This is a genomic window from Microbispora sp. GKU 823 (genome assembly GCF_002027145.1).
GTDB lineage: Bacteria > Actinomycetota > Actinomycetes > Streptosporangiales > Streptosporangiaceae > Microbispora > Microbispora siamensis.
Genome location: NZ_MWJN01000053.1, coordinates 38,535 through 59,777 on the forward strand (window position 1 = coordinate 38,535; position 21,243 = coordinate 59,777).

The 21,243-nt window shown below is 67.1% G+C and carries 22 protein-coding genes and 3 pseudogenes; 16 read left to right on the forward strand and 9 right to left on the reverse strand.

Annotation, left to right across the window (positions count from 1 at the left end; all coding sequences use genetic code 11):
* Positions 1-20: 20 nt before the first annotated feature.
* On the reverse strand, positions 21-1,148 hold the full coding sequence (locus B1L11_RS25660; RefSeq protein WP_218671294.1) for a YbfB/YjiJ family MFS transporter: 1,128 nt from the start codon (positions 1,146-1,148) through the stop codon (positions 21-23).
* A 188-nt stretch (positions 1,149-1,336) separates the two neighbouring features.
* Between B1L11_RS25660 and B1L11_RS25665 the strand changes: the two genes are divergently transcribed.
* The 3 genes from B1L11_RS25665 to B1L11_RS48590 all read left to right on the forward strand — a co-directional run bounded on the left by B1L11_RS25665 (position 1,337) and on the right by B1L11_RS48590 (position 3,615).
* Positions 1,337-2,188: a LysR family transcriptional regulator gene (locus B1L11_RS25665; RefSeq protein WP_079316885.1), complete on the forward strand. Its 852-nt coding sequence runs from the start codon at positions 1,337-1,339 to the stop codon at positions 2,186-2,188.
* Between the two features lie 136 nt (positions 2,189-2,324).
* The gene (locus tag B1L11_RS25670; protein WP_079316886.1) at positions 2,325-3,131 is read left to right on the forward strand and encodes an MBL fold metallo-hydrolase; all 807 of its coding nucleotides are present in this window, start codon (positions 2,325-2,327) and stop codon (positions 3,129-3,131) included.
* A 52-nt stretch (positions 3,132-3,183) separates the two neighbouring features.
* Entirely contained in the window at positions 3,184-3,615 is a 432-nt protein-coding gene (locus tag B1L11_RS48590) for a DUF4158 domain-containing protein (protein WP_218671295.1), read from the forward strand.
* Between the two features lie 19 nt (positions 3,616-3,634).
* Here the strand turns inward: B1L11_RS48590 and B1L11_RS55145 are convergent.
* Positions 3,635-4,072 (reverse strand): annotated as a pseudogene (locus B1L11_RS55145) (tyrosine-type recombinase/integrase); the annotation flags it as partial.
* A 425-nt stretch (positions 4,073-4,497) separates the two neighbouring features.
* On the opposite strand from B1L11_RS55145, the gene B1L11_RS25690 reads away from it, so the two are divergent.
* From B1L11_RS25690 to B1L11_RS25705, 4 genes are all read left to right on the forward strand, one after another.
* The gene (locus B1L11_RS25690) at positions 4,498-5,820 is read left to right on the forward strand and encodes a HAMP domain-containing sensor histidine kinase (RefSeq protein ID WP_179155321.1); all 1,323 of its coding nucleotides are present in this window, start codon (positions 4,498-4,500) and stop codon (positions 5,818-5,820) included.
* 581 nt (positions 5,821-6,401) lie between these two features.
* Positions 6,402-6,821: a MarR family winged helix-turn-helix transcriptional regulator gene (locus B1L11_RS25695; RefSeq protein WP_079316890.1), complete on the forward strand. Its 420-nt coding sequence runs from the start codon at positions 6,402-6,404 to the stop codon at positions 6,819-6,821.
* An 11-nt stretch (positions 6,822-6,832) separates the two neighbouring features.
* Positions 6,833-7,399: an isochorismatase family protein gene (locus B1L11_RS25700; RefSeq protein ID WP_079316891.1), complete on the forward strand. Its 567-nt coding sequence runs from the start codon at positions 6,833-6,835 to the stop codon at positions 7,397-7,399.
* 112 nt (positions 7,400-7,511) lie between these two features.
* Entirely contained in the window at positions 7,512-8,930 is a 1,419-nt protein-coding gene (locus tag B1L11_RS25705; RefSeq protein ID WP_079316892.1) for an MFS transporter, read from the forward strand.
* A 371-nt stretch (positions 8,931-9,301) separates the two neighbouring features.
* On the opposite strand, the gene B1L11_RS48595 is transcribed toward B1L11_RS25705, so the two are convergent.
* The 4 genes and pseudogenes from B1L11_RS48595 to B1L11_RS25715 all read right to left on the reverse strand — a co-directional run bounded on the left by B1L11_RS48595 (position 9,302) and on the right by B1L11_RS25715 (position 11,030).
* Positions 9,302-9,700 (reverse strand): hypothetical protein, encoded by a 399-nt coding sequence (locus tag B1L11_RS48595; RefSeq protein ID WP_218671296.1) that lies wholly within the window; start codon positions 9,698-9,700, stop codon positions 9,302-9,304.
* Positions 9,701-9,759: 59 nt separating this feature from the next.
* Entirely contained in the window at positions 9,760-9,975 is a 216-nt protein-coding gene (locus B1L11_RS51945) for a hypothetical protein (RefSeq protein ID WP_256862887.1), read from the reverse strand.
* Between the two features lie 71 nt (positions 9,976-10,046).
* A pseudogene (locus B1L11_RS55150) lies at positions 10,047-10,178 on the reverse strand (recombinase family protein); the annotation flags it as partial.
* Positions 10,179-10,445: 267 nt separating this feature from the next.
* A complete protein-coding gene (locus tag B1L11_RS25715; protein ID WP_218671298.1) occupies positions 10,446-11,030 on the reverse strand; it encodes a TetR/AcrR family transcriptional regulator in 585 nt (194 codons plus the stop codon).
* A gap of 144 nt (positions 11,031-11,174) precedes the next feature.
* Here B1L11_RS25715 and B1L11_RS25720 point away from each other — a divergent pair, with 144 nt between their 5' ends.
* The 3 genes from B1L11_RS25720 to B1L11_RS51960 all read left to right on the forward strand — a co-directional run bounded on the left by B1L11_RS25720 (position 11,175) and on the right by B1L11_RS51960 (position 12,565).
* A complete protein-coding gene (locus B1L11_RS25720) occupies positions 11,175-11,909 on the forward strand; it encodes an SDR family NAD(P)-dependent oxidoreductase (protein WP_079316893.1) in 735 nt (244 codons plus the stop codon).
* Positions 11,910-12,059: 150 nt separating this feature from the next.
* Entirely contained in the window at positions 12,060-12,245 is a 186-nt protein-coding gene (locus B1L11_RS51955; RefSeq protein ID WP_256862891.1) for a hypothetical protein, read from the forward strand.
* A gap of 62 nt (positions 12,246-12,307) precedes the next feature.
* Positions 12,308-12,565, forward strand: coding sequence for a hypothetical protein (locus tag B1L11_RS51960; RefSeq protein WP_256862889.1), 258 nt, complete (start codon positions 12,308-12,310; stop codon positions 12,563-12,565).
* Positions 12,566-12,668: 103 nt separating this feature from the next.
* Here B1L11_RS51960 and B1L11_RS25730 read toward each other — a convergent pair.
* Both B1L11_RS25730 and B1L11_RS25735 read right to left on the reverse strand, forming a co-directional pair.
* Positions 12,669-13,166, reverse strand: a pseudogene (locus B1L11_RS25730) (Tn3 family transposase); the annotation flags it as partial.
* A 16-nt stretch (positions 13,167-13,182) separates the two neighbouring features.
* Complete coding sequence (locus tag B1L11_RS25735) at positions 13,183-14,481, reverse strand: MFS transporter (RefSeq protein ID WP_079316894.1); 1,299 nt, start codon at positions 14,479-14,481, stop codon at positions 13,183-13,185.
* Between the two features lie 144 nt (positions 14,482-14,625).
* Here B1L11_RS25735 and B1L11_RS25740 point away from each other — a divergent pair, with 144 nt between their 5' ends.
* The 5 genes from B1L11_RS25740 (at position 14,626) to B1L11_RS25760 (ending at position 18,351) form a co-directional block, all read left to right on the forward strand.
* Positions 14,626-15,381, forward strand: a complete 756-nt coding sequence (locus B1L11_RS25740) for a GntR family transcriptional regulator (RefSeq protein WP_079316895.1) — start codon at positions 14,626-14,628, stop codon at positions 15,379-15,381.
* Complete coding sequence (locus B1L11_RS25745) at positions 15,378-16,736, forward strand: acyclic terpene utilization AtuA family protein (RefSeq protein ID WP_079316896.1); 1,359 nt, start codon at positions 15,378-15,380, stop codon at positions 16,734-16,736. Before B1L11_RS25740 ends, B1L11_RS25745 begins: the two co-directional genes overlap by 4 nt.
* Positions 16,733-17,050: a DUF4387 domain-containing protein gene (locus tag B1L11_RS25750; protein ID WP_218671299.1), complete on the forward strand. Its 318-nt coding sequence runs from the start codon at positions 16,733-16,735 to the stop codon at positions 17,048-17,050. The genes B1L11_RS25745 and B1L11_RS25750 overlap by 4 nt, the downstream gene beginning before the upstream one ends.
* 234 nt (positions 17,051-17,284) lie before the next feature.
* Positions 17,285-17,956 (forward strand): nitrilase-related carbon-nitrogen hydrolase, encoded by a 672-nt coding sequence (locus B1L11_RS55155; protein WP_079316898.1) that lies wholly within the window; start codon positions 17,285-17,287, stop codon positions 17,954-17,956.
* A gap of 5 nt (positions 17,957-17,961) precedes the next feature.
* Complete coding sequence (locus B1L11_RS25760; RefSeq protein ID WP_079316899.1) at positions 17,962-18,351, forward strand: hypothetical protein; 390 nt, start codon at positions 17,962-17,964, stop codon at positions 18,349-18,351.
* A gap of 419 nt (positions 18,352-18,770) precedes the next feature.
* On the opposite strand, the gene B1L11_RS55160 is transcribed toward B1L11_RS25760, so the two are convergent.
* Complete coding sequence (locus B1L11_RS55160) at positions 18,771-19,229, reverse strand: helix-turn-helix domain-containing protein (RefSeq protein WP_372974724.1); 459 nt, start codon at positions 19,227-19,229, stop codon at positions 18,771-18,773.
* A 980-nt stretch (positions 19,230-20,209) separates the two neighbouring features.
* Here B1L11_RS55160 and B1L11_RS25775 point away from each other — a divergent pair.
* Complete coding sequence (locus B1L11_RS25775; protein ID WP_143737543.1) at positions 20,210-20,815, forward strand: DUF6461 domain-containing protein; 606 nt, start codon at positions 20,210-20,212, stop codon at positions 20,813-20,815.
* Positions 20,816-21,243 lie beyond the last annotated feature (428 nt).

Genomic DNA, 21,243 nt, shown 5'->3' on the forward strand with positions numbered 1-21,243 from the left:
CTCCTTTGAAGGTACGGGCGTCAGGCCGCCGAGGTCACGGGGCCGAGGTGGTGCGGGAAGCGGACGCATACGGCGGCGGCCGCGACCGCGGCCACGCCGACCATCGCGCTGCCCAGCAGGAGCGCCTCGTGGTAGCCATGCCCCAGCAGCGGGGCGGCGAGCAGCGGGCCAAGGATCTGACCTGCGCTGTATCCGGCGGTCAACACGGCGACGGCGCGGGGCACTTGCAGGTGGCTTCCGATCGACAGTGCGATGGTGCTGACGCCCATGAAGGTGGCGCCGAACAGCACGGCGGAGACAAGCGCGGGCGTGGCGCCGCCGAGCAGCGCCGGCAGGGCGATGCCGACGGCCTGGATGATCAGCGAGGTGAGCAGGAGGGCGGGCCTGGACCAGCGGTGTGCCAGCCGGGTCCACAGGGTGCACGAGGGAAGGGCTGCGAGGCCGACCACTATCCAGGCTCCTCCGCCAAGCCAGCCCTTGGCGCCCTGCTGGATCGCGACGACCAGGAAGGTACCGGCGATGATGTAGCCGATGCCCTCGAAGGTGTAGCTGGCGAGCAGTGCGAGGAACCAGCGGTGGGTGCGGGGCCGTTCGGCTTGCTCCGCTGCCGTGGAAGTCCTCGGCTGGGGCTGTGGGGCCAGGGGCCAGGCGACCGCGGCGAGCAGGGCCGCGAGGGCGGCACACGTCCACCAGGCCGCCTGCCAGGTGGAGGCGGCCTGCACGGCGACGACCAGCAGGCCGGACAGGGCGATTCCGGCACCGACCCCGCCAAAGGCCCAGCCGACCAAATGGTGGGCGTGTGCGTGCAGCCGGGAGAGCATGGCGCTGACAGCGATCATGAAGATCAACGCGCTGGCGGCTCCGGCCACGAGGCGCAGTAGGAACCAGACGGTGCCGTCTTGGGTGACCGGCATGAGCGCCAGCGTCACCACCAGCACGACAAGGGAATAGCGCAGAGCCACGGCCGACCGTACGACGGCGGGTACGGCGATGCCGACCAGGGCACCCGCGAGGTAGCCGATGAAGTTCGCCGTGGCCAGGCTCGCCCCAAGTCGAGAGGAGAGCCCGGCCTGGGTGTGCATGAGGGGAAGGATGGGGGTGTAGACGAACCTACCGATCCCCATTCCCGCCGCGAGCGCTGCTGCCACCTGGGCGACGATCGCCCAAGGGGACGGCGTTCGGCGGGGCAGGGCTGATGACTGCACGGTCTTGGGCACCTTCCTCGTGACTCAGTGGCCGGCTCTCACGCTAGGCAGCGCGTTCATGCCCTGTGAAATGCCGGTTAAGGTGCTGCTATGCATGGCAGGCATGAATGCGGCGAAGGGGCGCGAGGAGCATGGACGTCGAACTGCGTCACCTGCGGGCCTTCGCGTCCGTGGCCCGCCATCGCTCGTTCTCCCGCGCCGCCGAGGAACTGCTGATCACGCAGCCGGCGCTGAGCCGTACGATCGCGCAACTGGAGGACAATCTGAGTGTCCGTCTGCTCGACCGGTCCTCACGGCACGTTGAACTGACCGACACCGGAGCCGAGTTCCTCGTCCACGCCGAGCGGGTCCTCGCGACCCTCGACCAGGCCCTCGCCGCCGTACGCCACCGCGTCACCCTCCGGCTCGGCTTCAGCTGGCTGCTGCCCCATCCCTGGACGCAGCAAACCGTCAGCCGCTTCGAGGAGAGCACGGGGGCGTCGGTCTCGCTGATCCGGACCGACGATCCTCTCCAGGCGCTGCGTCAGCGTATGGTCGACATCGTGCTGGTCCGCGGTGACTTCGACGCGCCAAGAGGGGCACGCACCGTGCACCTGTACGACGAGGCGCGTATCGCCGTGTGCTCCGAGAGCTGTGATCTGGCCCGCCTCGGCCATCTGGACTGGACGGACGTCCAGTATTGGCCGCTGGTCGTCAACACGGTCAGCGGCACCACCGGCCCATGGTCATGGCCGGAGGACCAGCGCCCAGCCCAGATCATCGAAACGGCCAACTACGACGAGTGGCTGGAGACGGTGGCCGCCAACCGGGGCATCGGCATCGTGCCCGAGGCCGCGCAGCGCCGCACCCAGCACCCCGCCCTTCGATTCATACGCCTGACCAATGCACCACCGAGCCCGGTCAGCCTCGTCCATCTGCCCGACACCCAACGCACGCTGATCCGCCGGTTCCTGGACGGCGCCGTATTAGCGGCAGCGGAGTGACGGACCCCGCGGCGCAGTGAGCAGCATCCATGCGTGCCATGCATGGATGCGTCGCCCCAGGCATTTCACGCAGGACTGAGCGGTCACTAGCGTAGATGTGCGACCGAACGGAACCGGACCATCCGGCGAGGACAAGATGAGCACGACAGGGCTGGCCCCACAGGAATGCGCGATCACCGTCCTGGGCGGCCCGACGACCGTAATCGACATCGGCGGCCTGCGCATCGTCAGTGATCCGACCTTCGACGCGGCCGGCCCGCACGGCTACCTCACCAAGACCGCCGGACCTGCCGTCGACGAGGACGCGGTAGGGCCGGTGGACCTGGTTCTGGTCAGCCACGAAGCGCATCCGGACAACCTGGACGAGCGTGGCCGTGCGTTCGCCTATGCCGCCCCGCTGGTGCTCACCGGGCCCCTGAGCGCTGAACGGCTCGGCCGCCCGGTCATCGGTCTTTCCCCATGGACCAGCTACACCCTGCCTCGCAGGGACGGCGGGGGCGACCTGACCGTGCTTGCGGTTCCGGCGGTCCACGGCCCCGAGGACGGCGAGCGCGACGCCGATGGCAACATCAACTGCGAGGTCACCGGATTCGTGCTGTCCGCGCAAGGACTTCCCACCGTGTATCTGAGCGGCGACAACGCCTCGATCCGCGCGGTCGCGGAGATCTCCCGCCGGATACCGGACATCGACGCGGCCGTCCTGCACGCGGGTGCGGCACGCGTACCGGCGAAGTTCGACGGCCGGCCGCTGTCCCTGGACGGCCGCGGAGCCGCCGCCGCGGCAGCCGTCCTCGGCGCGGACACCGTGGTCCCAGCCCACTACGACGGCTGGGCCCACTTCTCCGAGGGGCTGTCGGAGATCGAGCTCGCATTCCACGAGGCCGGCCTGTCCTCTGTGCTGCGGGTGGCGGCCCATGGGACGTGGGTGCAGCTGCCCCGCTGATCCGACCGCCCCGGCAGGCCCGTCTGCAACAGACAAGCAAGGAGCGACACGCATGCCATTGGTACGGATCGATCTCATCCGCGGACGTCGTCCCGACGAGCTGAGGGCGATCGCCGACGCGACACACCGGGCGCTCGTGGACGTGCTGGACATCCCCGAGCGGGACAGGTTCCAGATCATCACCGAGCACGACACTGGATCGCGCGGCGCTGACCGCGCTGGCCACAAGCGCCGCCCGGCCACCAAGCTGGGGTGGGCGGCGCAGTGGGGCACGGTGCGGATGCTCGGGGTGTTCCTGACCGAGGACCCGCTGGCAGTCCCACCCGGCGCGGTGGCCTTCGTTGCGGAGCAGTTGGACCTGGATCCGGCCTGTCTGGCCGATTGTGGACAGCGGCCCAAGACCGCCTACGAGCACGCCTGGCAGATCCGCGAGCTGCGGCGTCGTGCGGGCGCAGGGTCCCGAGCTTGCGCTCGGGGTCGCTGATCTGGGCGTCGTGCAGGCGGCCGATCTCGCCGACGATGGTGTTGATCGAGCGTGGGGACAGCCGCCCGTCGGGGCGGCGGGCGGCGACGGACGCGGCAGACAGGAACAGCGCGGTCGGCTCATGGCTGGCGGCGGCGTCGCCGGGCCGCTCGCCTTCCAGGTAGTCGGCCAGGGCCTGGCGGGTGTCGCGGCCGAGGAACACCGTGCGGGTGGTGCGGCCTTTGCCGCGCACGCCGGTCAGGCGGGCTTTCTTGGCCTGGCGCAGCCGGTCGGGGTCGGCCGGCTCCAGTTGGTCCAGGTCCAGGCCGACCAGCTCGGCGCGGCGTAGCTCGGTGCCGAATAGCAGGTAGACGATGGCGCGGTCGCGGGCGGGGCGGGCGTGGGTGTGCAGGCGCGGGCTGCTGCCGCGATGGCGGCAGCCCTTGAGCTCGCGGAAGACCTCGATCCGGTCGACCACATTCTTCGTACGCCTCAAGGATCTCCATGATCTCCCTGCTGTTCTTCACCCGCCCGGGCCTCGCCGAGCGGGATGCGTCCAACGCGAGCGGGGAGATATCTGGCCGTACGTGGGGAATCCCGTGGCCGCGCCCGGCCTCTGGAGCACGTCCTCGCCTGGTCCCGCCTCCGACGCCTCTATCAAGCCCGCGCCCGGCACGCCCACTATCAGCAGAGACACCTCAGAAACAACGAACTACTGTTGTAGTACTAAGCCTCTGCGATGCATATCTCCCACCAAAGTTTGTCCCACGTCATGACATGCATCTTGGACGTTCCGTCTTCGTGCAGGTATGCGTGAGAACAGGCGAACATGGTGGGGGGATGCTCATGTGGGCTTGGTGGCGATATTGCTCGATCCAAGCGCGCTTCACACTCCTTGCCGGGGTGCTGTCCCTGCTCGTCTTCACCGTGATCGCGGTAGGTCTCGACCTGATGATCCGCACCAGGATCCGAGACCACATCTTCCGCCTGACGCAGCGCGTGGCGATCGACTGGATCGCGTCGATGAAGCCCGGCCGTCCTCCGGCTGCGGTACCGACTACTCAGGTCAACCTCCTGCAACTCATCGACTCGCGTGGCCGGGTGGTGGCGGCCAGCCCGGCCCTCGCGGGCAAGCCGCCGCTCAGCGCTGTCCGGCCGCCCTACGACGACCGCATCCTGCACCTCACCGAGTGCTCCCACGGCAGCTGCGTTATGCTCACCGCCAACCGCGTCTCACCCCAGGAGGCCCGCTTCGTGTGGGGGGGCGAGTCTCACATCGTCTACGCCGGAATGATCGAGCCGCCCGCCCTGGCCTCGCACATCTTGGAGGTCGGCACGCTGACTGCGGCCCTGCTGACCAGCATCTTCACCACCTGGATAGTCTGGTCGCTGGTCGGCCGGACACTGCGCCCCGTGGAAGCGATCCGCGCGAGAACGGCGGAGATCAGCGTCAGTGACCTGAGCTTGCGGGTGCCGGAACCGGCCTGCGATGACGAGATCGGGCGGCTGGCGCGCACTGTCAACAAGACTCTGTCCCGGCTGGAAGAGGCAGTGGAGCAGCAACGCCACTTCGCCTCCATCGTCTCTCATGAACTCAAGACCCCGGTGACCGGTCTACAGACCCAGCTTGAAGAGGCGGTGCTGTACCCAGACCACGTCGATCAGGGCGAGGTGATCCAAGCGGGGCTGGCGACGACGGAACGGCTACGAGCACTGATCGACAACATTCTGATCTTCGCCCGGATCCGCACGGCCGCTCCCGACCCCCCCGAGCCGGTCGACCTCGGCGCGCTGGTACAGGAGGAGTTGATCACCACGACGCGACCCGTGCCGGTGCATACCCAGGTAAAGAGCGACGTGAAGGTCCTCGGCAACCCTGTCCAACTCACCGAAGTGCTCAACAACCTGGTCGTCAACGCCCAACGGCATGCCGCAACCCGCGTCGAGGTCAGCGCCGAGCGCAAGGATGGCCAGGCGGTCGTCACGGTGAGCGATGACGGAGACGGCATCGCCCCCGAGGACCGCGAACGGGTCTTCCAGCCCTTCACACGACTGGACGGTGGGCAGCGCAAGGACCCCACCGGGTCCGGGCTCGGACTCGCCATCTCCCGCGCGATCGTGACCGCCCACCATGGGACACTGGAGATCGAGGACAGCCCGCGAGGCGCACGCTTCGTCCTCCGACTGCCGCTGCTCCCGCCCGGCACCACAGACCGTCAGGCGTGACCGCGCCACTCAGTGCAGGCCGATCCCCAGGTGCGGGAGCAGAGCCGCACCCGCCGACGGTGACGCCGACCCAGATCAGCCACATTCGCGTCGCGACACGGCGCCTCCTCGTATCGGAAAGTTCACGAAAAGTCTTGCCCGTAGGGCTGGTCCATGCGGCGCTGTGGTAGCCATCAGGCATTACCGCCAGGGCTGCTGACCTGCGCGACTCCGAAGGCAGGCGTGCCCGCCGTCTAGTACGGGCGAAGTCGTTGGCCACGGGCTTCGCGGCGCGGGCCGGGTCGTTGGTGGGCGTGAGAACGACCGGTGCCGGCAGTGTGAACGCAGCCATCATGCCGCTGTGCCCGGGGCGGCCGTCCGTCCTTCGTCAGCCGGCCGGTGTCGGCCCAGGTCCTCGGCCATGAGCGTCAGTGCGGACTGGATTGCCAGGTGCTCCGTGGCGTTCAGAAACCGACCGGCCGAAACGAAGACAGCGTTGACACCGCCGTGGCGGAGCCCCCAGAGGGGGCACGGAGACGGACGGCCAGCCATATATGAAGGCAACCTTTGTAGGTAACCTTCGTATATGTTAGCTTGAGTACATGACCGAAACGACTGACCTGGCCCAATCGCTGCGAGAGGTGTTCGGCCGAGCCCAGCGCACGCTGCGCGAGCAAGGCGGCCGGATGGGGCTGAGCGCCAGCCAGTCCGAAGCGCTGGGATACGTCTTGCGCGAAGGTCCGCTGACGATCACCACGCTCGCCAAGCGGCAGCGCGTCCGCTCCCAGTCCATGGGGGCGACGGTCGGCGTCCTTCTCGAACGGGGGCTGGTCACCGTCACGCCGGACCCCAACGATGGCCGCCAGAAGGTCGTGGCCGTCACGGACGAGGCCAGGGCCCTCATTGCCGAGGGCCGCAGTGCGCGTACCGACTGGCTCACGAAGCAGCTTCAGGGTCTCTCGCCGGCCGAGCAGCAGACCCTCGCCGAGGCACACAAGATCCTCGATCGCCTGTTCCCCTAAGGAGTTTCTCCATGCCCATCACCGCCCTTGATGCCACCACCGCCCTGGTCGTCATCGACCTGCAGGCCGGGAGCGTCGGCGTCGATATGGCGCCCCACGCCGTTGCCGATGTCGTCGCCCGCGCCGCCCGGCTCGCCGACGCCTTCCGCCGCCACGGCCTGCCGGTGGTCCTGGTCAACGTCGCGGCTGCCCCCGGCGTGCGCAGCGACCACAACCCGGAGGGCACGCCGTTCGTGATGCCCGAGCACGCGTTGCCGGTAGTGCCCGAGCTGGGCGAGGCCAGCAAGCGGATCACCAAGCGCACCCCGGGCGCCTTCACGGGCACCGACCTTGAGGACTACCTGCGCAGCCAGGGCGTCACGCAGGTGGTCGTCACCGGTGTCGCGACCGGCGACGGTGTCGCCGCCACCGTCCAGCAGGCATTCGAACTCGGCTTCCACGTGACCACCCCGATCGACGCGATGAGCGACCCCGACCTCGGTCGGCACGAGTTCTCGGTGACCCATCACTTCCCGCAGCGTGCGGAGACCGGCAGCACCGACGACGTCATCAAGCTGCTCGCCGCCCGCGCCCGGTGAAACACACAGCCCCTCAGCTGCGCCGTCGAAGGGATACCGCCCGACCGGCAGTCCCAGCACCAAGCGAATATCCACTGATGCGCGCACCGGAAGCGCAGCAAGGAAGTTCCGAATGCCGTCACGGACCTCATCAACAGGGCTGACCCGCACGGAGCAGGAGCACGCATTCTCGTGGCGTTTCCTCACGCCGCTGTACGTCGGCTCGGCGCTCAACCCGGTCAACAGCTCGCTGATCGCCACGGCCCTGGTCCCGATCGCGCACGGCATCGCAGTGCCGATCGGGCAGACCGCCACCTTGGTGACGGCGCTGTACCTGGCCAGCGCGGTGGCGCAGCCCACGGCGGGCAAGGCCGGGGAGGTCTTCGGGCCTCGCCGGGTCCTTCTCACTGGGATCGTGGCCGTGGGAGTGGGCGGGCTGGTCGGCGGGCTCGCCCAGAATCTGCTCGCCCTGCTGATCAGCCGCATCCTGATCGGCATAGGAACCTCTTGCGCCTACCCGACCGCAATGCTGCTGATTCGCAAGCGTGCCCGCGAGGCGGGCTTGGAACAGCCGCCGGGCGGCGTGCTCGGGGGCCTCCAGATCGCCGGCGTCGCAACCGCGTCACTGGGCCTGCCTGTGGGCGGTCTACTGGTCAGCGGCTTCGGCTGGCGAGCCGTCTTCTTCGTCAACATCCCGGTCGCGCTGGTCGCGCTCGCGACCGCCCTGGCCTGGGTCGAGGCCGACGGGCCACTGGAAGGATTCCGCCTCCGCGAGGTCGCCTCACGCCTCGACGTGACGGGAATCGTCGGCTTCGCCGCCGCGATGCTGGCCCTGCTGGTCTTCCTGTTCGAGCTTCCTTCGGCCCGCTGGTGGGTCCTGGCACTCTCGATCGTGCTGTGGGTCGCCGACATCCTGTGGGAGTTGCGAGCGGCCAGTCCCTTCATCGACATACGCCTGCTTGCCACTCGCCCAGCGCTGACCAACACCTACGTGCTCTTCGGTCTGGTCATGCTCTGCCAGTACGTCGTGCTCTACGGCGTCACCCAGTGGGTCGAAGCGGTACGCGGCTACAGCGAGTCGGCTTCCGGCCTCCTGCTGCTGCCCATGACCCTTGTCTCCGGGATCGTGATCGCGCTGATCTCGCGCCGGAACATGGTGCGCGGCCCCGTCATCGCCGCCGCCCTGACCGCCCTGGCCGGCTCCGCCGGTGTGCTCCTGCTCGACTCCAGCGTCTGGATCGGCGTCGTCGCACTCCTCACGCTCGTCTTCGGCGCCTCGACGGGCTTCGCCGTCGCCGGCTACCAGACCGCTCTCTACACCCACGCACCACAGCAGCAGCTCGGCACCGCCGCCGGCCTGCTGCGGACCTTCGGGTACGTCGGCTCGATCGCCTCCTCCGCCATCACCGGCATCGTCTTCCACCACCAAGTCAGCAACGACGGCATCCACCTCATCGCCTGGATCATGATCGGCGTCAGCCTGGGCCTCACCCTCCTCACCCTGGCCGACCGAACCCTGCGAACCCTCCCAGATCAGCCAACCCAGACTTGAAGCCGAACTGCTGCCTCCGAAACAGTCGAGAGCCGCTCAGCCCGTTGAGCGACCCGTGCTCGCGTCCTCCCGGCTCATGGCTCCGGTATCGGGGCTACCTGGCGGTTCAGCAGGCACATGCGCCAGCTCGCCCAGCTCGTCCGGATCCCACTGCTTGCGCACTCCGGGCAGAGATCACGATCAGGGACGCCGAACTCATCACCGCCAGGTATGCCTGAGCCGCAATAACTACGCTCGGAAGCCGAGACCTACCTCACCGCTACCTTGCGACCCGCCGTGGCTTCCGGCCTCGGGGAACATCGGTACAGCGGTTGACGCCAAGCCCGTGATCTTGCTCAGGCCGGAGTTCCGAGGCCGGTGACGCGGTTCTCCTACTCGCGCCGGGCGTTGCGCTCGGCAGGGACACCCTGGCCGCCGTCGAGCGGTTGGCAGCGGGCAAGAAGCTGGCGGTGGACCCCTGGCACAGCCGTGATGCGCAGGGTGTAGCCCTGGCCGCCCCGTACGGTCACCCCTTGGTCGAGCGCGGCTTGCTCGGCGGGCTCCAGGTCGGACGCGCGGAGGAAGTCCGCGACCTTGCCCGGCATGTCGAGGGTGACCGGCAGTTCCGGAGCGGGGGCGTCCTCCTGAGCGATGGCGTTGTAGTCGGGCATGAGGTCGGCGACCGCCGTGCGGATCGCGTCGCGGCTGACGCCGTGGTCGCGGGCGAGGGCAGCGATCGAGCGGCCATCCAGGTACGCGGTGCGGACGTCGCCGGTCTTCTCCGCCGCCACGGCGGGGTGGCGCCCGTCCTTGCTGCCCTTGGACTCGGCGGCTCGCAGTCCGTCGTAGGTCAGCTCGCGCTGGAGGTCTCGCTGGAGTTCGCGGCGGCGGCGAGGGTCTGCACCATGAACTTCACGGTGGACAGCAGCTCCCCGGTGCGCGGGTGACGGGCGGTGAAGTCCACCGCGGAGAACGCGCCGTCGTGGATGCGCAGCGCCACCTGGTCGCGGTGGAGGACGTCGAGCACGTCGAGGATGTGCCCGGTGCCGCGCACGAGGCGGAACATCTCATGTGCTCGGTGTCGCCCGGCCGCGCGTAGGTGAGCAGTTCGCGGAACTTCGGGCGCTGGAGGGGGTGGAGGCGGCTGGAGGCGCCCGGGTCCTCCTCGAAGACGACTGGGTCCTCGATCCCGGCCTCGTCCAGGACGAGGTTCTGCCGGGCGGGCGACTGCTGGTCGGTTGAGACCCGCTTGTAGCCCAGGTTCGCCACCAAGGGCCCTCTTCCGTGCGGAGGATCGGACCTTATCTGTCATCAAACCCTGTCAGCAATCACCATCGGATCTGATGGGATTCGCGCCGCCGCGAACCCCGGATTGCACGGGTTCATTGGACGCGTCGGTCGCCTGTCGTCAAACGATCGTTTGCCGACACTCGCATAGCCGATTACATGGCACTCCGTTCGGTGCTCGTTGACGACCCCGGTCCAGGTCCCGGCCGCGGAGCGCCAAGTTAACTTGACACTGTCTCCCGTCGCCGGTCATCGCTGGCTGTGGCGGGGATGGCGTTGTCGATGAGGACGGCGGCGATGGCGGCGGCGGTGGGGAAGGCGTCGGCGTTGAGGACCCGGGTGCGGGCCGCGGCGCGTCGATGAGCAGCGCGAGCTGTTCGCCGAGCTGTTCAGGCTCGGCGGCGCCGGCTTCGCGGGCGGTGTCGGCGAGCCGCGCGGCGACGGCTTTCTTGTACTCGCGTGCGTACTGGGACGCGGGGTGCTCGGGGTCGTGGAGTTCGACGGCGGCGCCGATGTAGGGGCACAGGGGGGGTGGTGGGGGGGGATGTCGAAGGCGGCGAGGAGCCGTTCGCGGGGCGTGAGGTCGGTGCGGTCGAACACGCCGGACAGAACGGAGGGGTCGAACCGGCGCAGGTACTCGGCGACGAGTTCGTCCTTGCTGGCGAAGTGCTGGTAGGCCGTGCGCTTGGACACCTGGGCCGCCGCGCAAAGCTGGTCCATGCCGGTGCGGTTGATGCCCTGCTCGCGGAACAGCTGTTGGGACGCGCTGAGGATGCGCTCGCGGGCGCCCCGGCCCCGGCGGCGGCCCTTGGGGCCCTTCTCCAACTCCGTCATGGGTCCATGATACGCCGGCTGGGTAACGACCGGTGTACATAGTTTGCGCCCCGGCCGACCGCCCCATACTGTAAGCACACAGATCGGTGTACATAGCATCGTCACCCCTGGTGCGCACGGCACCACCGACCCAAGGAAGCGACTATGGGAAAGCTTGACGGCAAGGTTGCGGTCATCACCGGCGGCACCAGCGGCATGGCGCTGGCCGGCGCGAAGCTGTTCGTCGATGAGGGAGCGCACGTCTTCATCACCGGCCGCCGCCAGGAGGCCCTGGACGAGGCCGTGAAGCAGATCGGCCGCAACGTCACCGGCGTCCGGGGGGACGCTGCCGACCTGCACGACCTGGACCGCCTGTACGACACTGTCAAGCGGGAGAAGGGAAGCCTCGACGTGCTGTGGGCCAGCGCCGGAGGGGGCGAGCCCGCCCTGCTCGGCGAGATCACCGAGGCCCAGTTCGACACCTGGTTCGGGCTCAACGCCCGCGGCACCCTGTTCACCGTCCAGAAGGCCCTTCCGCTCTTCAACGACGGCGGCTCCATCCTCATGACCGGCTCCAACGCCTCCCTCGGCGCCTTCCCCGGCTGGAGCGTCTACGCCGGCAGCAAGGCCGTCCAGCAGGCATGGGCCCGCGTCTGGCTCAACGAGCTCAAGGACCGCCGCATCCGCGTCAACGTCCTGACCCCCGGCCAGGTCGCCACCGCCAAGCAGGAAGAGCTCTTCGACGAGGCCACCAAGCGCCAGTTCGAGTCCCTCATCCCCCGCGGCCAGATGGGCCGCCCCGACGAAATCGCCACCGTCGCCCTCTTCCTCGCCTCCGACGACTCCAGCTACGTCAACGGCATGGAACTCGTCGTCGACGGCGGCACTACCGCCATCTGAGCCGAACAACACACAACCAGGGCAGGACATCTCATGAGCAACATCAGCATCATCGGCACCGGGAATATGGCCCGCACCATCGGCGCGCGGGCGGTAGCGGGCGGAAACACGGTCGAGGTCATGGGCCGCGATTAGTCCAAGGCCGCTGACCTGGCCAAGGCTCTCGGCGGCGGCGCCACGACGGGCGAATGGGGCACCGCCCCGGCCGGGGACATCGTCATCGTGGCCCTGTTGTACGACAGTGTCGTGCCGGTCGTCGCCCAGTACGGAGACGCTCTCGCGGGCAAGGTTATCGTCGACATCAGCAATCCCTTCAATTCCACGTTCGACGGCTAGCCCACCGCGAGGAGACCTCGGTCGCGCAGGAAGTCGCCAAAGCGGCCCCGGCCAGCGCCAGCGTGGTGAAGGCGTTCAACACCATCTTCCGTCATGTCCTGGAGAAGGGTCGGCCCGACGTCTTCATCGCCGGCGACAACGCGCAGGCCAAGGCAAGTGTGGAGGCGTTCATCGAGAGCCTCGGGCTGCGCCCGCTGGACGTCGGCGACCTGAAAATGGCGCACTGGCTGGAAGGAGCGGGCGTGGTCACGGTGGGCCTCGCCAACCACGGGGTGGGGAACTTGGACTTCGCCCTCAGCATCACCGAACTTCCCGTCTGAGCAAACGGTTGACGGATCACCGAATTGCCGCCCAATCTCGGTGTTGCGCCGCACGTAGCGGGCGCTCTCGGGGCCCAGTGGCATGCCCGGCATGCTAAGACGCCTACGCTCTCGCCGCCGAGATCGAGGGCGCCCGGGAGATGTCGAGCAGCGTGCTCACTCCTCGGCTTCGTCGTCCTCGTCCAGCCCAGGCGCGTCCGGGGCGCGCAGCGGGCCGTAGGGCGCCGGCGGCCGGGACGCTGGCGGTGAAGCTGTAGCGGCCGAGCAGGTTCAAATTGCAATGCTTGAGCGGGGAAAGCCGGGCGATGTCCTCCTCGCGGATCTCGTGGCCCTCGGCCTGGAGCTGGGCGATGGCGGCGTCGATGTAGCGGGTCGTCCAGAGCACGATGGCGTTGAGGACCAGGCCGAGCGCGCCGAGCTGGTCCTCCATGCCGTCTCGGTACGCCTGGTGGATGGTGCCGCGCTTGCCGTGGCACACGTCCCGGGCCAGCTTGTGGCGGGATTCCTGAACGGTGAGCTGCCGGTTCATCTGCCGCCGGTAGGTGTCATCCACCGGGTCGACCACGCGCAGCAGGTGCTCGGTCTTCGCGATCCGCCCGTACCGGCGTCCAGGAACGTCAGGCCCTCAACGGTCGTTCGCGCACCAGCCAGAGGAGGCCGAGTGCAGCAAGCGCCAGCGCGCCGGTGTCAAAGAGCATCCACCGCCATCCGGTCAGATCGACCAGTGCACCCACCACCGCTGGTCCGACGGTCTGAGCAATGGCCGACACCGCGGTCCATATACCCGTGAGCACCCCGACCAGTGCGTTGCTCGGGGCAAATCCCCACCAGGCGACCGTTGCGTTGATCGCGAACGAGGCGTAGCCGATCGAGGAAACAGCGAGGGCGATCATGGTCGACCAACGCCCCGGCAGCAGGGACGCCGCAATCATCGGCACGATGAATACGCCGACTCCCACGCGTGCGACCATCATGTGCCCGTAGCGACGCCCGGCGATGGCGAGCGGGTAGGCAGCCAGGATGAATGCCACCCCGCCCACGAGGGAAAGTCCCCCGGCCTGCCCCTTGGTCAGACCGACTGTTTCCGTGCCGTACGGGGTCAGGAGGGACCGCAGTCCGGCCCACGCGCCGAGAAACAGGACGGCCGCGACCAGGAAGTGCCGGGCCTGCGGATGCCCCGACCCGAGCACGGTCTTGATGTCCCGCCAGAAGCTGCTCTCGCTCCTGCCGGCGGCGTCTGCGTTGTCCGCCGCGAGCGCTGCGCGGTAACCCGCTGAGCGCGTCTCGTGGATGGTCGGTGCCAGCACGGCGACAGCACCGACCATGAGCGCCGCGGGGATGGCGAAGGCAAGGCGGGGATGTTCGTCGATGACGAAGATACTGATGAGCGCGGACACGATGATGGTCAGACTGGTGCCGATCTTGAGGATCGCCGTGCCGCGGGAGAGGTGCCGCAGGGGCACGAAGTCGGGGAGCAGAGCGGTCGCAACCGGCTTGAGCACATTGGCCGTCAGTGCGTAGACCACGATCGCCAGCAGCAGCAAGGGCAGCGAGGGCGCGTGGGGAAGCAGGACGAATGCAAGGGCGGCCACGGGCGTCAGCACGACGAGGTACGGGACGCGTCTTCCCCAACGTGACCGTGTCCGGTCCGAGCGGTGCCCGATCCACGGGCCCAGGAAGATCCCCAGGACGTTGTCGATGCCCATGACGAGCCCGATCGCCGTGGCACTGCTGACGTAGTGCTGGATCAGCGGCGGGACCTGGGCGTCGTAAAAGTTGCCGGTCGCCTCGAGCGCGAATACGGCCAGTGCGACGAGCAGGGTCGTCCGCAGCGAGAGCGACACCCCCTGTCCTGCCTGCACGTCCTCCTGGCCACCTTGTGACCGCTCGCTCCACCCGTGTGTCTCGGCGCGCATCGCATCTCCCTGGGACGGCAACTATGCAATCCCTCGGACCGTAAACTTGAGATGGCAAATTGTAAACCCCACGTTACGACACCGTTTTAGCTGGATCTTCTCTTGGTCGCTTGTTTTGCCGTATGAGATGGCATCTTGCATAAGGTGAGCCTCGTCGCTACGGTCGAGGGCATGGCGGAACAAGACGCGGACGGTCCACTGGCGTTCGAACCCCTGGCACGCTCGGAGACGCTGACCGAGCGGGTGTACGGGACATTGCGGGAAAAGATCGCTGCGGGACAGTTGCCGCCCGGCCAGCGACTGAGCGAGCGCCGCTTGGCGGTCCTGCTGGGCGTCAGTCCCACTCCGGTGCACGACGCGATGCGCCGGCTGGAGCAGGAGGGACTGGTCTACCGCTCCGGGCCCCGGACCCTGCGGGTGGCCGAGCATTCCGAGCGGTCGCTCCGCGAGTTGCTGTACGTGCGCGCCCTGCTACGGGGCGCTGAAGCTCGCTTCGCGGCGGGAAGGATCACCGAGCGTGGCCTGGCTGCGATGCGTGAGGCACTGAACGAGCTGGAGAGTGCCACGGCCGAGTCCGCGCCCGAGGACGTGCTCGCCGCGGGCCGCCGGTTCGACGCCGAGATCACGGCCGCAGCGGACAACGAGCGGCTGCAGACCATGATCGAAAGCACCACGGTCATCGGCCCTGCTCGCAGGCTGCAGTCCGTCACGGCCATGGCGACGGTAGCCCGCGACATCGGCGAGAAGCACCTGCAGGCACATCGCGACATCCTCGCCGCCCTGACCGCCGGGGACGCTGACGAGGCGGAACGCCAAGTCGTGCAGCACATGCTGTCGGCGATCGACCTGCAGCTTGCCCAACTCACTGAACCCGAACGGACGGAAGGCACAGCACGATGACCGAAACCCGGGTCCTGGTGCCTGTCGGCATGCTCGGAAACGACATCGATCCAGGCCTCGTCGCCCACGGAATCGAACTGGGCGCAGACGCCATCGCGGTGGACGCCGGCTCCACCGACCCCGGCCCGTTCTACCTCGGCAGCGGACAGCTGAAGAACGCGGACAACGCCATGCGCCGGGACTTGCGGGCCATAGTCCCGCCGGCCCGCAGGGCCGGAATCCCCGTCGTCATCGGCTCGTCCGGGACAAGCGGGTCCAATGCGGGGGTGGACTGGATAGCCGGCCTGGTCACCGAGGTCCTGTCAGAAACCGGACAGACAGCCAAGGTTGCGCGCATCTACAGCGAACAAGACCCCGACACCTTGCGGCAGCGACTTGGAGAAGGCCGCGTCCACGCACTGCGCCCTGCCGCCCCGCTTGACGAGGACACCATCGACAGGTGCGAACGCATCGTGGGCGTCATGGGCCACGAGCCGATCGCCGCCGCGCTGTCAGCCGGGGCGGACATCGTGGTGGCAGGCCGCGCCTCCGATGCAGCCGTGATCGCGTCCGTGCCGTTGCTACGTGGCTGCCCTCCCGGAGCCAGTTGGCACGCGGGGAAAGTCGCCGAATGCGGCGCGCTCTGCACCACCGATCCCCGCAGCGGCGGTGTCATGATCACGGTCGACGACACGGGATTCGTCATCGAACCACTGGCCGCGACGGCCGCCTGCACCCCCAGGACGGTCGCCGCGCACATGCTGTATGAGAACGCCAACCCCTATCGGCTGACCGAACCGCCCGGGACACTCGATGTGACCGGGGCTCGCTACATCGCACTGGACGAGCGCCGTGTCCGGGTTGAAGGCTCGGCCTTCGAGCCGGCCACCCACCACACCATGAAGCTCGAAGGTGCCGCACTCACCGGGTACCGGTCGATCACGATCGCAGGGATCCGTGATCCGCATGTTCTGCGGGACATCGACGCGTGGGGGGACCTGCTGGCAAAGGTCGTCGAGGACTCGGTCGCCGCCACGCTCGGGCTCACGCAGAAGGACTACACGCTCGAGGTGCGACTGTACGGACACAACGCCGTGCTCGGATCCCGGGATTCCTCCGGTCCGCCACCCAAGGAGGTGGGGGTGGTGCTGTCGGCCATCGCGGGCAGCCAGGACGACGCGACCCGTATCGGGCAGCTGGCCAGCAAGTACATGCTGCACCTGCCCCTGCCGGACATGGACCACCTGCCGAGTTTCGCCCTCTTCTCCTCACCGTCCGTGATCCCCACCGGCGCCCTTTACGAGTTCGTCCTCAATCACACCATCGAACTCGACAGCCCGGTCGACCTGGTCCGCACCGAATGGAGCGCGGCATGAAAACCACACAAACGATCGGAGACCTGGCGTCGCTCGTCAGGTCCAAGAACGCGGGCCCCTTCTGGCTCACGATTGACGTCTTCTGTGACAGCAACAGCTACCCAGTGCTCGCCCGTGAAGACGTGATCAACGCAGAGCGTGTGAGCCGGGCCTACCAGATCGAGCCGACCGAGGTGGACATCTACCGCGTTCCCGATCTGGAGGTCATCAAGGTCTCTTTCCCACGCCCGACGCGGCAGGCCACACCGACCGACCGCGACCTGCACGGCGGCCAGCAATACGTGCCGCTGGCCCAGCTGCCGGTCGAGCTGTGAAAGTCGCAGCAGGCCAGTTCGCCGTCGGCGAGTCCTGGAGGGAAAACCTCACCACCGCCTGGAAGTTCATCGACGATGCGGAAGCCAGGTCGGTCGACCTGCTCGTTCTGCCCGAAGGGATTCTCGCGCGGTTCCACACACGCCGGGACCGCATCCTCACCACCGCGCAACCGCTGTCCGGCGCCTTCGTGGAGGCCTTACGACGTCGCACCACGGGCAAGCGAGTGACGGGTCGTGGCAGGCACCCACGAAGCCTCCGATGAAGACCGTCCGTACAACACACTCGTGGTCCTGCGGGACGGCCACCTGATCACGCACTATCGGAAGCTGCATCTCTACGACGCCTTCGGCGGAGGAGAATCGCGCCGAGTACGAGCCGCCGACGCCGTTCCCGAAACCTTCGAAGTCAACGGATTCCACATAGGCCTGATGACGTGTTACGACGTCAGGTTCCCGGAACTCGCGCGGCTGCTCGCCGTGCGAGGCGCAGACGTCATCGCCCTGCCCGCCGCCTGGGCGAACGGACCGGGCAAACGAGCGCACTGGGAAACACTCGTGCGCGCACGTGCCCTGGACAACACCGTGGCGGCTGTCGGCAGCGGAGAATGCGGCGACGGCTGCGTCGGCTCCGTTGGGTCCAAGTCGGCACGCGGGCAAACAAGTGCAATAAGGGAGGGGACTCCGGCGCTCCGGTGTACACCATCCGACCCTCCGATGGAAAGATCATGGCCAAGGGAATCCATAGTGGGTCGACGAAAACGGACGATGGTAAGGATAGGACGGACGATTGCGTCTCTTATTTCACCGATATCTGGGACGTCAACAAAGCGTTCGGCGATAGAATTACCAAAGCAAAATAGCAAGGCCCAATCGTGCGCCCAACTAACCTCAAGAAGCCCGGCATAATAGCCATGTCTGCTGCATTGCTATTAATCGCGTCGCTTGCCATGACGGCGAACGTCCGCAAAGCGGACTGGCATACGATCGCCTGGGTAACGCCGTCAGCCGATGGGCGGACGCTGACCGCGACGTTCACCGTCTACAAGTCCGAGGATGACGACGGCCGCTTCTGCTGGGAAGTGACGGACACCGAAGTGCAGGAGTCGCCCTCTCAGGTGAAAATCGGCGTCAAGATGAGCAATCCGTGCGCACCCCTCGTGTCCTGGGGGACCATAAAGCTGCCGGACAACGGATACCAGTTCGATGTGCAGCTACATCTTCGTGCACCCTTGAACGGGCGGTCCGTCATCGAAAAAGAAAGTCTGCAAAATATTGAGGTCGCCCAGCCGGACAAGGGCTAGTGACAGGGCGCAGTCTCGGCGAGTTTATGGTGGAGCCCCGCTAGATCGGCTTCATCAGGACTCAATTTGAAGGCAAATTTGCCAGCGCCTCTATAGGTGATCGTGGGGTCTCCGTCCCGTGGGGACGATTTAACGAAAGGAGTTCTCAGCGCGTCACGCTTGCTTCCACACCTGTAAGTACAAGGTCGACCACAGCGGGCCCCAGGCGGGTACGGAACACCACGTATTCGGGGTCTGAGCCGAGTCCGAGGTAAGCGTCGGTCATGCTCGAAACAGTGACGTCCGTCGGCTGAGCATCGACTCTGAGGCAAAGTACAGTCAGACATGCCGCGACGGCCTTCTCCCAGGGTTCGGTGTTCGTGCTGTCTTTCAGGAGTGCGAGGGCGAAGTCTGCGTCGCCGGAGCACCGGGTGGCCGATTCAAGCGTTGCCAGCTTCTGCAGCGGCCTGGTAGTCGTTGACCGCTTGACCCGGTATTCGGAACCAGCGGCGAACGCGAATGATAGGTAGTTGCCCGGAGTACACAAGTCGATAGACAGTAGCCTTTGACACTCGCATCGCAGCGGCCGTCTCGGAGACGGTGAGGAGCACTTGCGCCGATGGAGTCACCGGCGGACCTGATTTCGGCGCTAGCTCGGCCGGATAGTAGTCCGGGCGCCCAACGATCCCTCCTCTCCTGACTCCCTGCATCATGCCGACAAGCCCACCTATGGCTACGTATGCAGTCAGCAATCCGAGCCAACTCCACCAGGCATGTTGCTGATAAAGCCAGAGAGTTCCATAGCCGCCGGCTAGGGCGACTAATCCGCCGATCGCGAAAGACATCCAGTCACGATCAGGGTTCAAAAGGACACCGATCTCCCATTCAATGTGCTGCATCAGAAGGTGCTTGCCCGGGGAACCATCAGGAAGATCCTTGGCGATGCTAACGTCCTCCCGTAGATTCCTCCGCAGAGCCCCCTGCTCCCGAAGCAAACCCAGAGCGGCCGCACCTAGCGTCGCAATAGGAGGGGCAAGCTGAAGCGTCCATTGCCACGACATAGAAGGCACCGTAGCGCAAAAACTCCGCTAGAGGGGCGATTGTGTACGTCAGGGGACACACCGGGGAACTCATGGCTTAGAGTCGAGGCCACCACGATGAACAGGGGAGTGCCGCAAGTCCCTTTACCATCTAAGGGCGACACGTGTGGGGACCACTCGGGGGCCACGCGCTATGCACACAGCCGAACAACCAGCATGCGAGCGAACTTCGTTCTTACCCCTCTCAACGCCACTGACGTGCTAAAACGCCTACTCCAACGTCCTGGGGGTCAAGGGGTCGTGGGTTCAAATCCCGCCGTCCCGACACTGTTGCAGCAGGTCAGAGCCACAGTTCTCAAGATCGGGGATTGTGGCTTTTCTGTTGTGTCACCCAGGTGTCATCAAGAGTCGCGCTCCCGGACCGCGCCGCCCGGTGACAGATGTATGTCCAGCGTGTCACCGCATTCGCCAGTCCTCTGGCTGGGGGAATTCCTTGTGTCCAAACGGACTGAGAGATCTACATCGTAAAGGACTGCTTCTGATCGGTGCATCTCGATCGACGGCGCGTCCTCAGCCGGGAGCCATCGCAGACGCCCGTGGCTGCCGTGACGACCTTCCTGGTTACGACTTGGCGACCGTCGTTCCTACACCGACGCCGAGTAACGCGGAAAGCGACGAGCTGCGGCTGAGAGCAGTGCGTTGTCACTTGAGCGAGCATCGGCAGGTTCCGATCATGTCCGACGCCGATTTCACTCCGCTGCGTGTCAACCAACTGCCGTACGGGCGTGACATCGACTTGGCGATCCGGGAGTGGGCGCTGGCCAATGGACGCCCGGTCAGTGATCGCGGCCGGATCGGTCGCGGGCTCATCACCGCTTTCTTCGCTGCTAACTCTGACGCGTTATGAGCGGGCCGAGAAGATTGAGGTGGTCCATGCCACCGCCCGCACGCCCGGCGCCTCGCCGGAGGACTACGCGTGGCAAGACGAGGGCCCCCTGGGACCGATCTACACGATCACCCTCGTCAGGGGAGTGGAGGAGCACGAGGTGCTCCGGCGGCTGGGCGCCGCCCCGGAACACATCCGCCTGATCGACGTGGATGAGTACCCCGACTCCAGCCGTACCGAGATCGCCATGGTACGGGTGGGAGACTGGTCCATCCTCATCGAGGAGTGCGGCCGGTGTGGCGTACAACGCGAGGTCATCGGCGAGTTGTCCCGCGATGGTGGCGAGGCAGTCGCGGTGATGCGACACGACTATGCCCCCGGCCAGGACTTCGCCTATGCCCTCGACGGTGAGCTCCTCACCGGTTTCGATCCGAGCCGGCCCGGAACCCGGTGGGGCACCGCACCCGACCGGCTCAACCGGCATCTTCGCGAGCTGGGTATCGACCCGGCCTCCGATGACTGGATCGACAACGCCACTGATGTGGTGAGCAGTGGCTGACGATCGAAGCGCGGCGAACACCACGCGGTCCCTCGGCAAGATCGAGTGGTCGATCCAGATAGACGCCTTCGGCGCCCGCGCAGTACACAGTTGCCGGTTGCGAGGCCTGGCCGCGCCACGAGTCCCGTACGGCGCGGCCCACGTCGATGTTGTCGCCGACGAGCCAGTTCTGCACCTCGCGCTGCATGGCCTGCGGGTTCACCGAGCGCCACCTCTGGCAAGGTGGGTCGCGGCTCGGGCGTCGCTCTCGTCGTTAGCGGGGTAGCCGATCGGGACGCCGAAGAGCTTCGCCAGCGCCTTCAACGTCTTGAGCTGGGGATTGTCCTACCTACCCATCCGCAGCCGGCCACCGCGGCGACTAGCGCCGCAATGTCGGCGATGAGCGATCCCCCCCGGACCCGCCCGCCCCCGGCAGCGAGCCTTCGCAC

What these genes read in the sequence shown, in the direction of transcription:
- B1L11_RS25750 (WP_218671299.1), top strand. Translation starts at nt 16,733, where the DNA reads ATGAAAACCACACAAACGATCGGAGACCTGGCGTCGCTCGTCAGGTCC.
- B1L11_RS25670 (WP_079316886.1), top strand. Translation starts at nt 2,325, where the DNA reads ATGAGCACGACAGGGCTGGCCCCACAGGAATGCGCGATCACCGTCCTG.
- B1L11_RS25760 (WP_079316899.1), top strand. Translation starts at nt 17,962, where the DNA reads ATGTCTGCTGCATTGCTATTAATCGCGTCGCTTGCCATGACGGCGAAC.
- B1L11_RS25720 (WP_079316893.1), top strand. Translation starts at nt 11,175, where the DNA reads ATGGGAAAGCTTGACGGCAAGGTTGCGGTCATCACCGGCGGCACCAGC.
- B1L11_RS51945 (WP_256862887.1), bottom strand. Translation starts at nt 9,975, where the DNA reads ATGTTCCGCCTCGTGCGCGGCACCGGGCACATCCTCGACGTGCTCGAC.
- B1L11_RS25700 (WP_079316891.1), top strand. Translation starts at nt 6,833, where the DNA reads ATGCCCATCACCGCCCTTGATGCCACCACCGCCCTGGTCGTCATCGAC.
- B1L11_RS25665 (WP_079316885.1), top strand. Translation starts at nt 1,337, where the DNA reads ATGGACGTCGAACTGCGTCACCTGCGGGCCTTCGCGTCCGTGGCCCGC.
- B1L11_RS48590 (WP_218671295.1), top strand. Translation starts at nt 3,184, where the DNA reads ATGCCATTGGTACGGATCGATCTCATCCGCGGACGTCGTCCCGACGAG.
- B1L11_RS55160 (WP_372974724.1), bottom strand. Translation starts at nt 19,229, where the DNA reads ATGCAGCACATTGAATGGGAGATCGGTGTCCTTTTGAACCCTGATCGT.
- B1L11_RS25695 (WP_079316890.1), top strand. Translation starts at nt 6,402, where the DNA reads ATGACCGAAACGACTGACCTGGCCCAATCGCTGCGAGAGGTGTTCGGC.
- B1L11_RS25745 (WP_079316896.1), top strand. Translation starts at nt 15,378, where the DNA reads ATGACCGAAACCCGGGTCCTGGTGCCTGTCGGCATGCTCGGAAACGAC.
- B1L11_RS25735 (WP_079316894.1), bottom strand. Translation starts at nt 14,481, where the DNA reads ATGCGCGCCGAGACACACGGGTGGAGCGAGCGGTCACAAGGTGGCCAG.
- B1L11_RS25715 (WP_218671298.1), bottom strand. Translation starts at nt 11,030, where the DNA reads ATGACGGAGTTGGAGAAGGGCCCCAAGGGCCGCCGCCGGGGCCGGGGC.
- B1L11_RS25705 (WP_079316892.1), top strand. Translation starts at nt 7,512, where the DNA reads ATGCCGTCACGGACCTCATCAACAGGGCTGACCCGCACGGAGCAGGAG.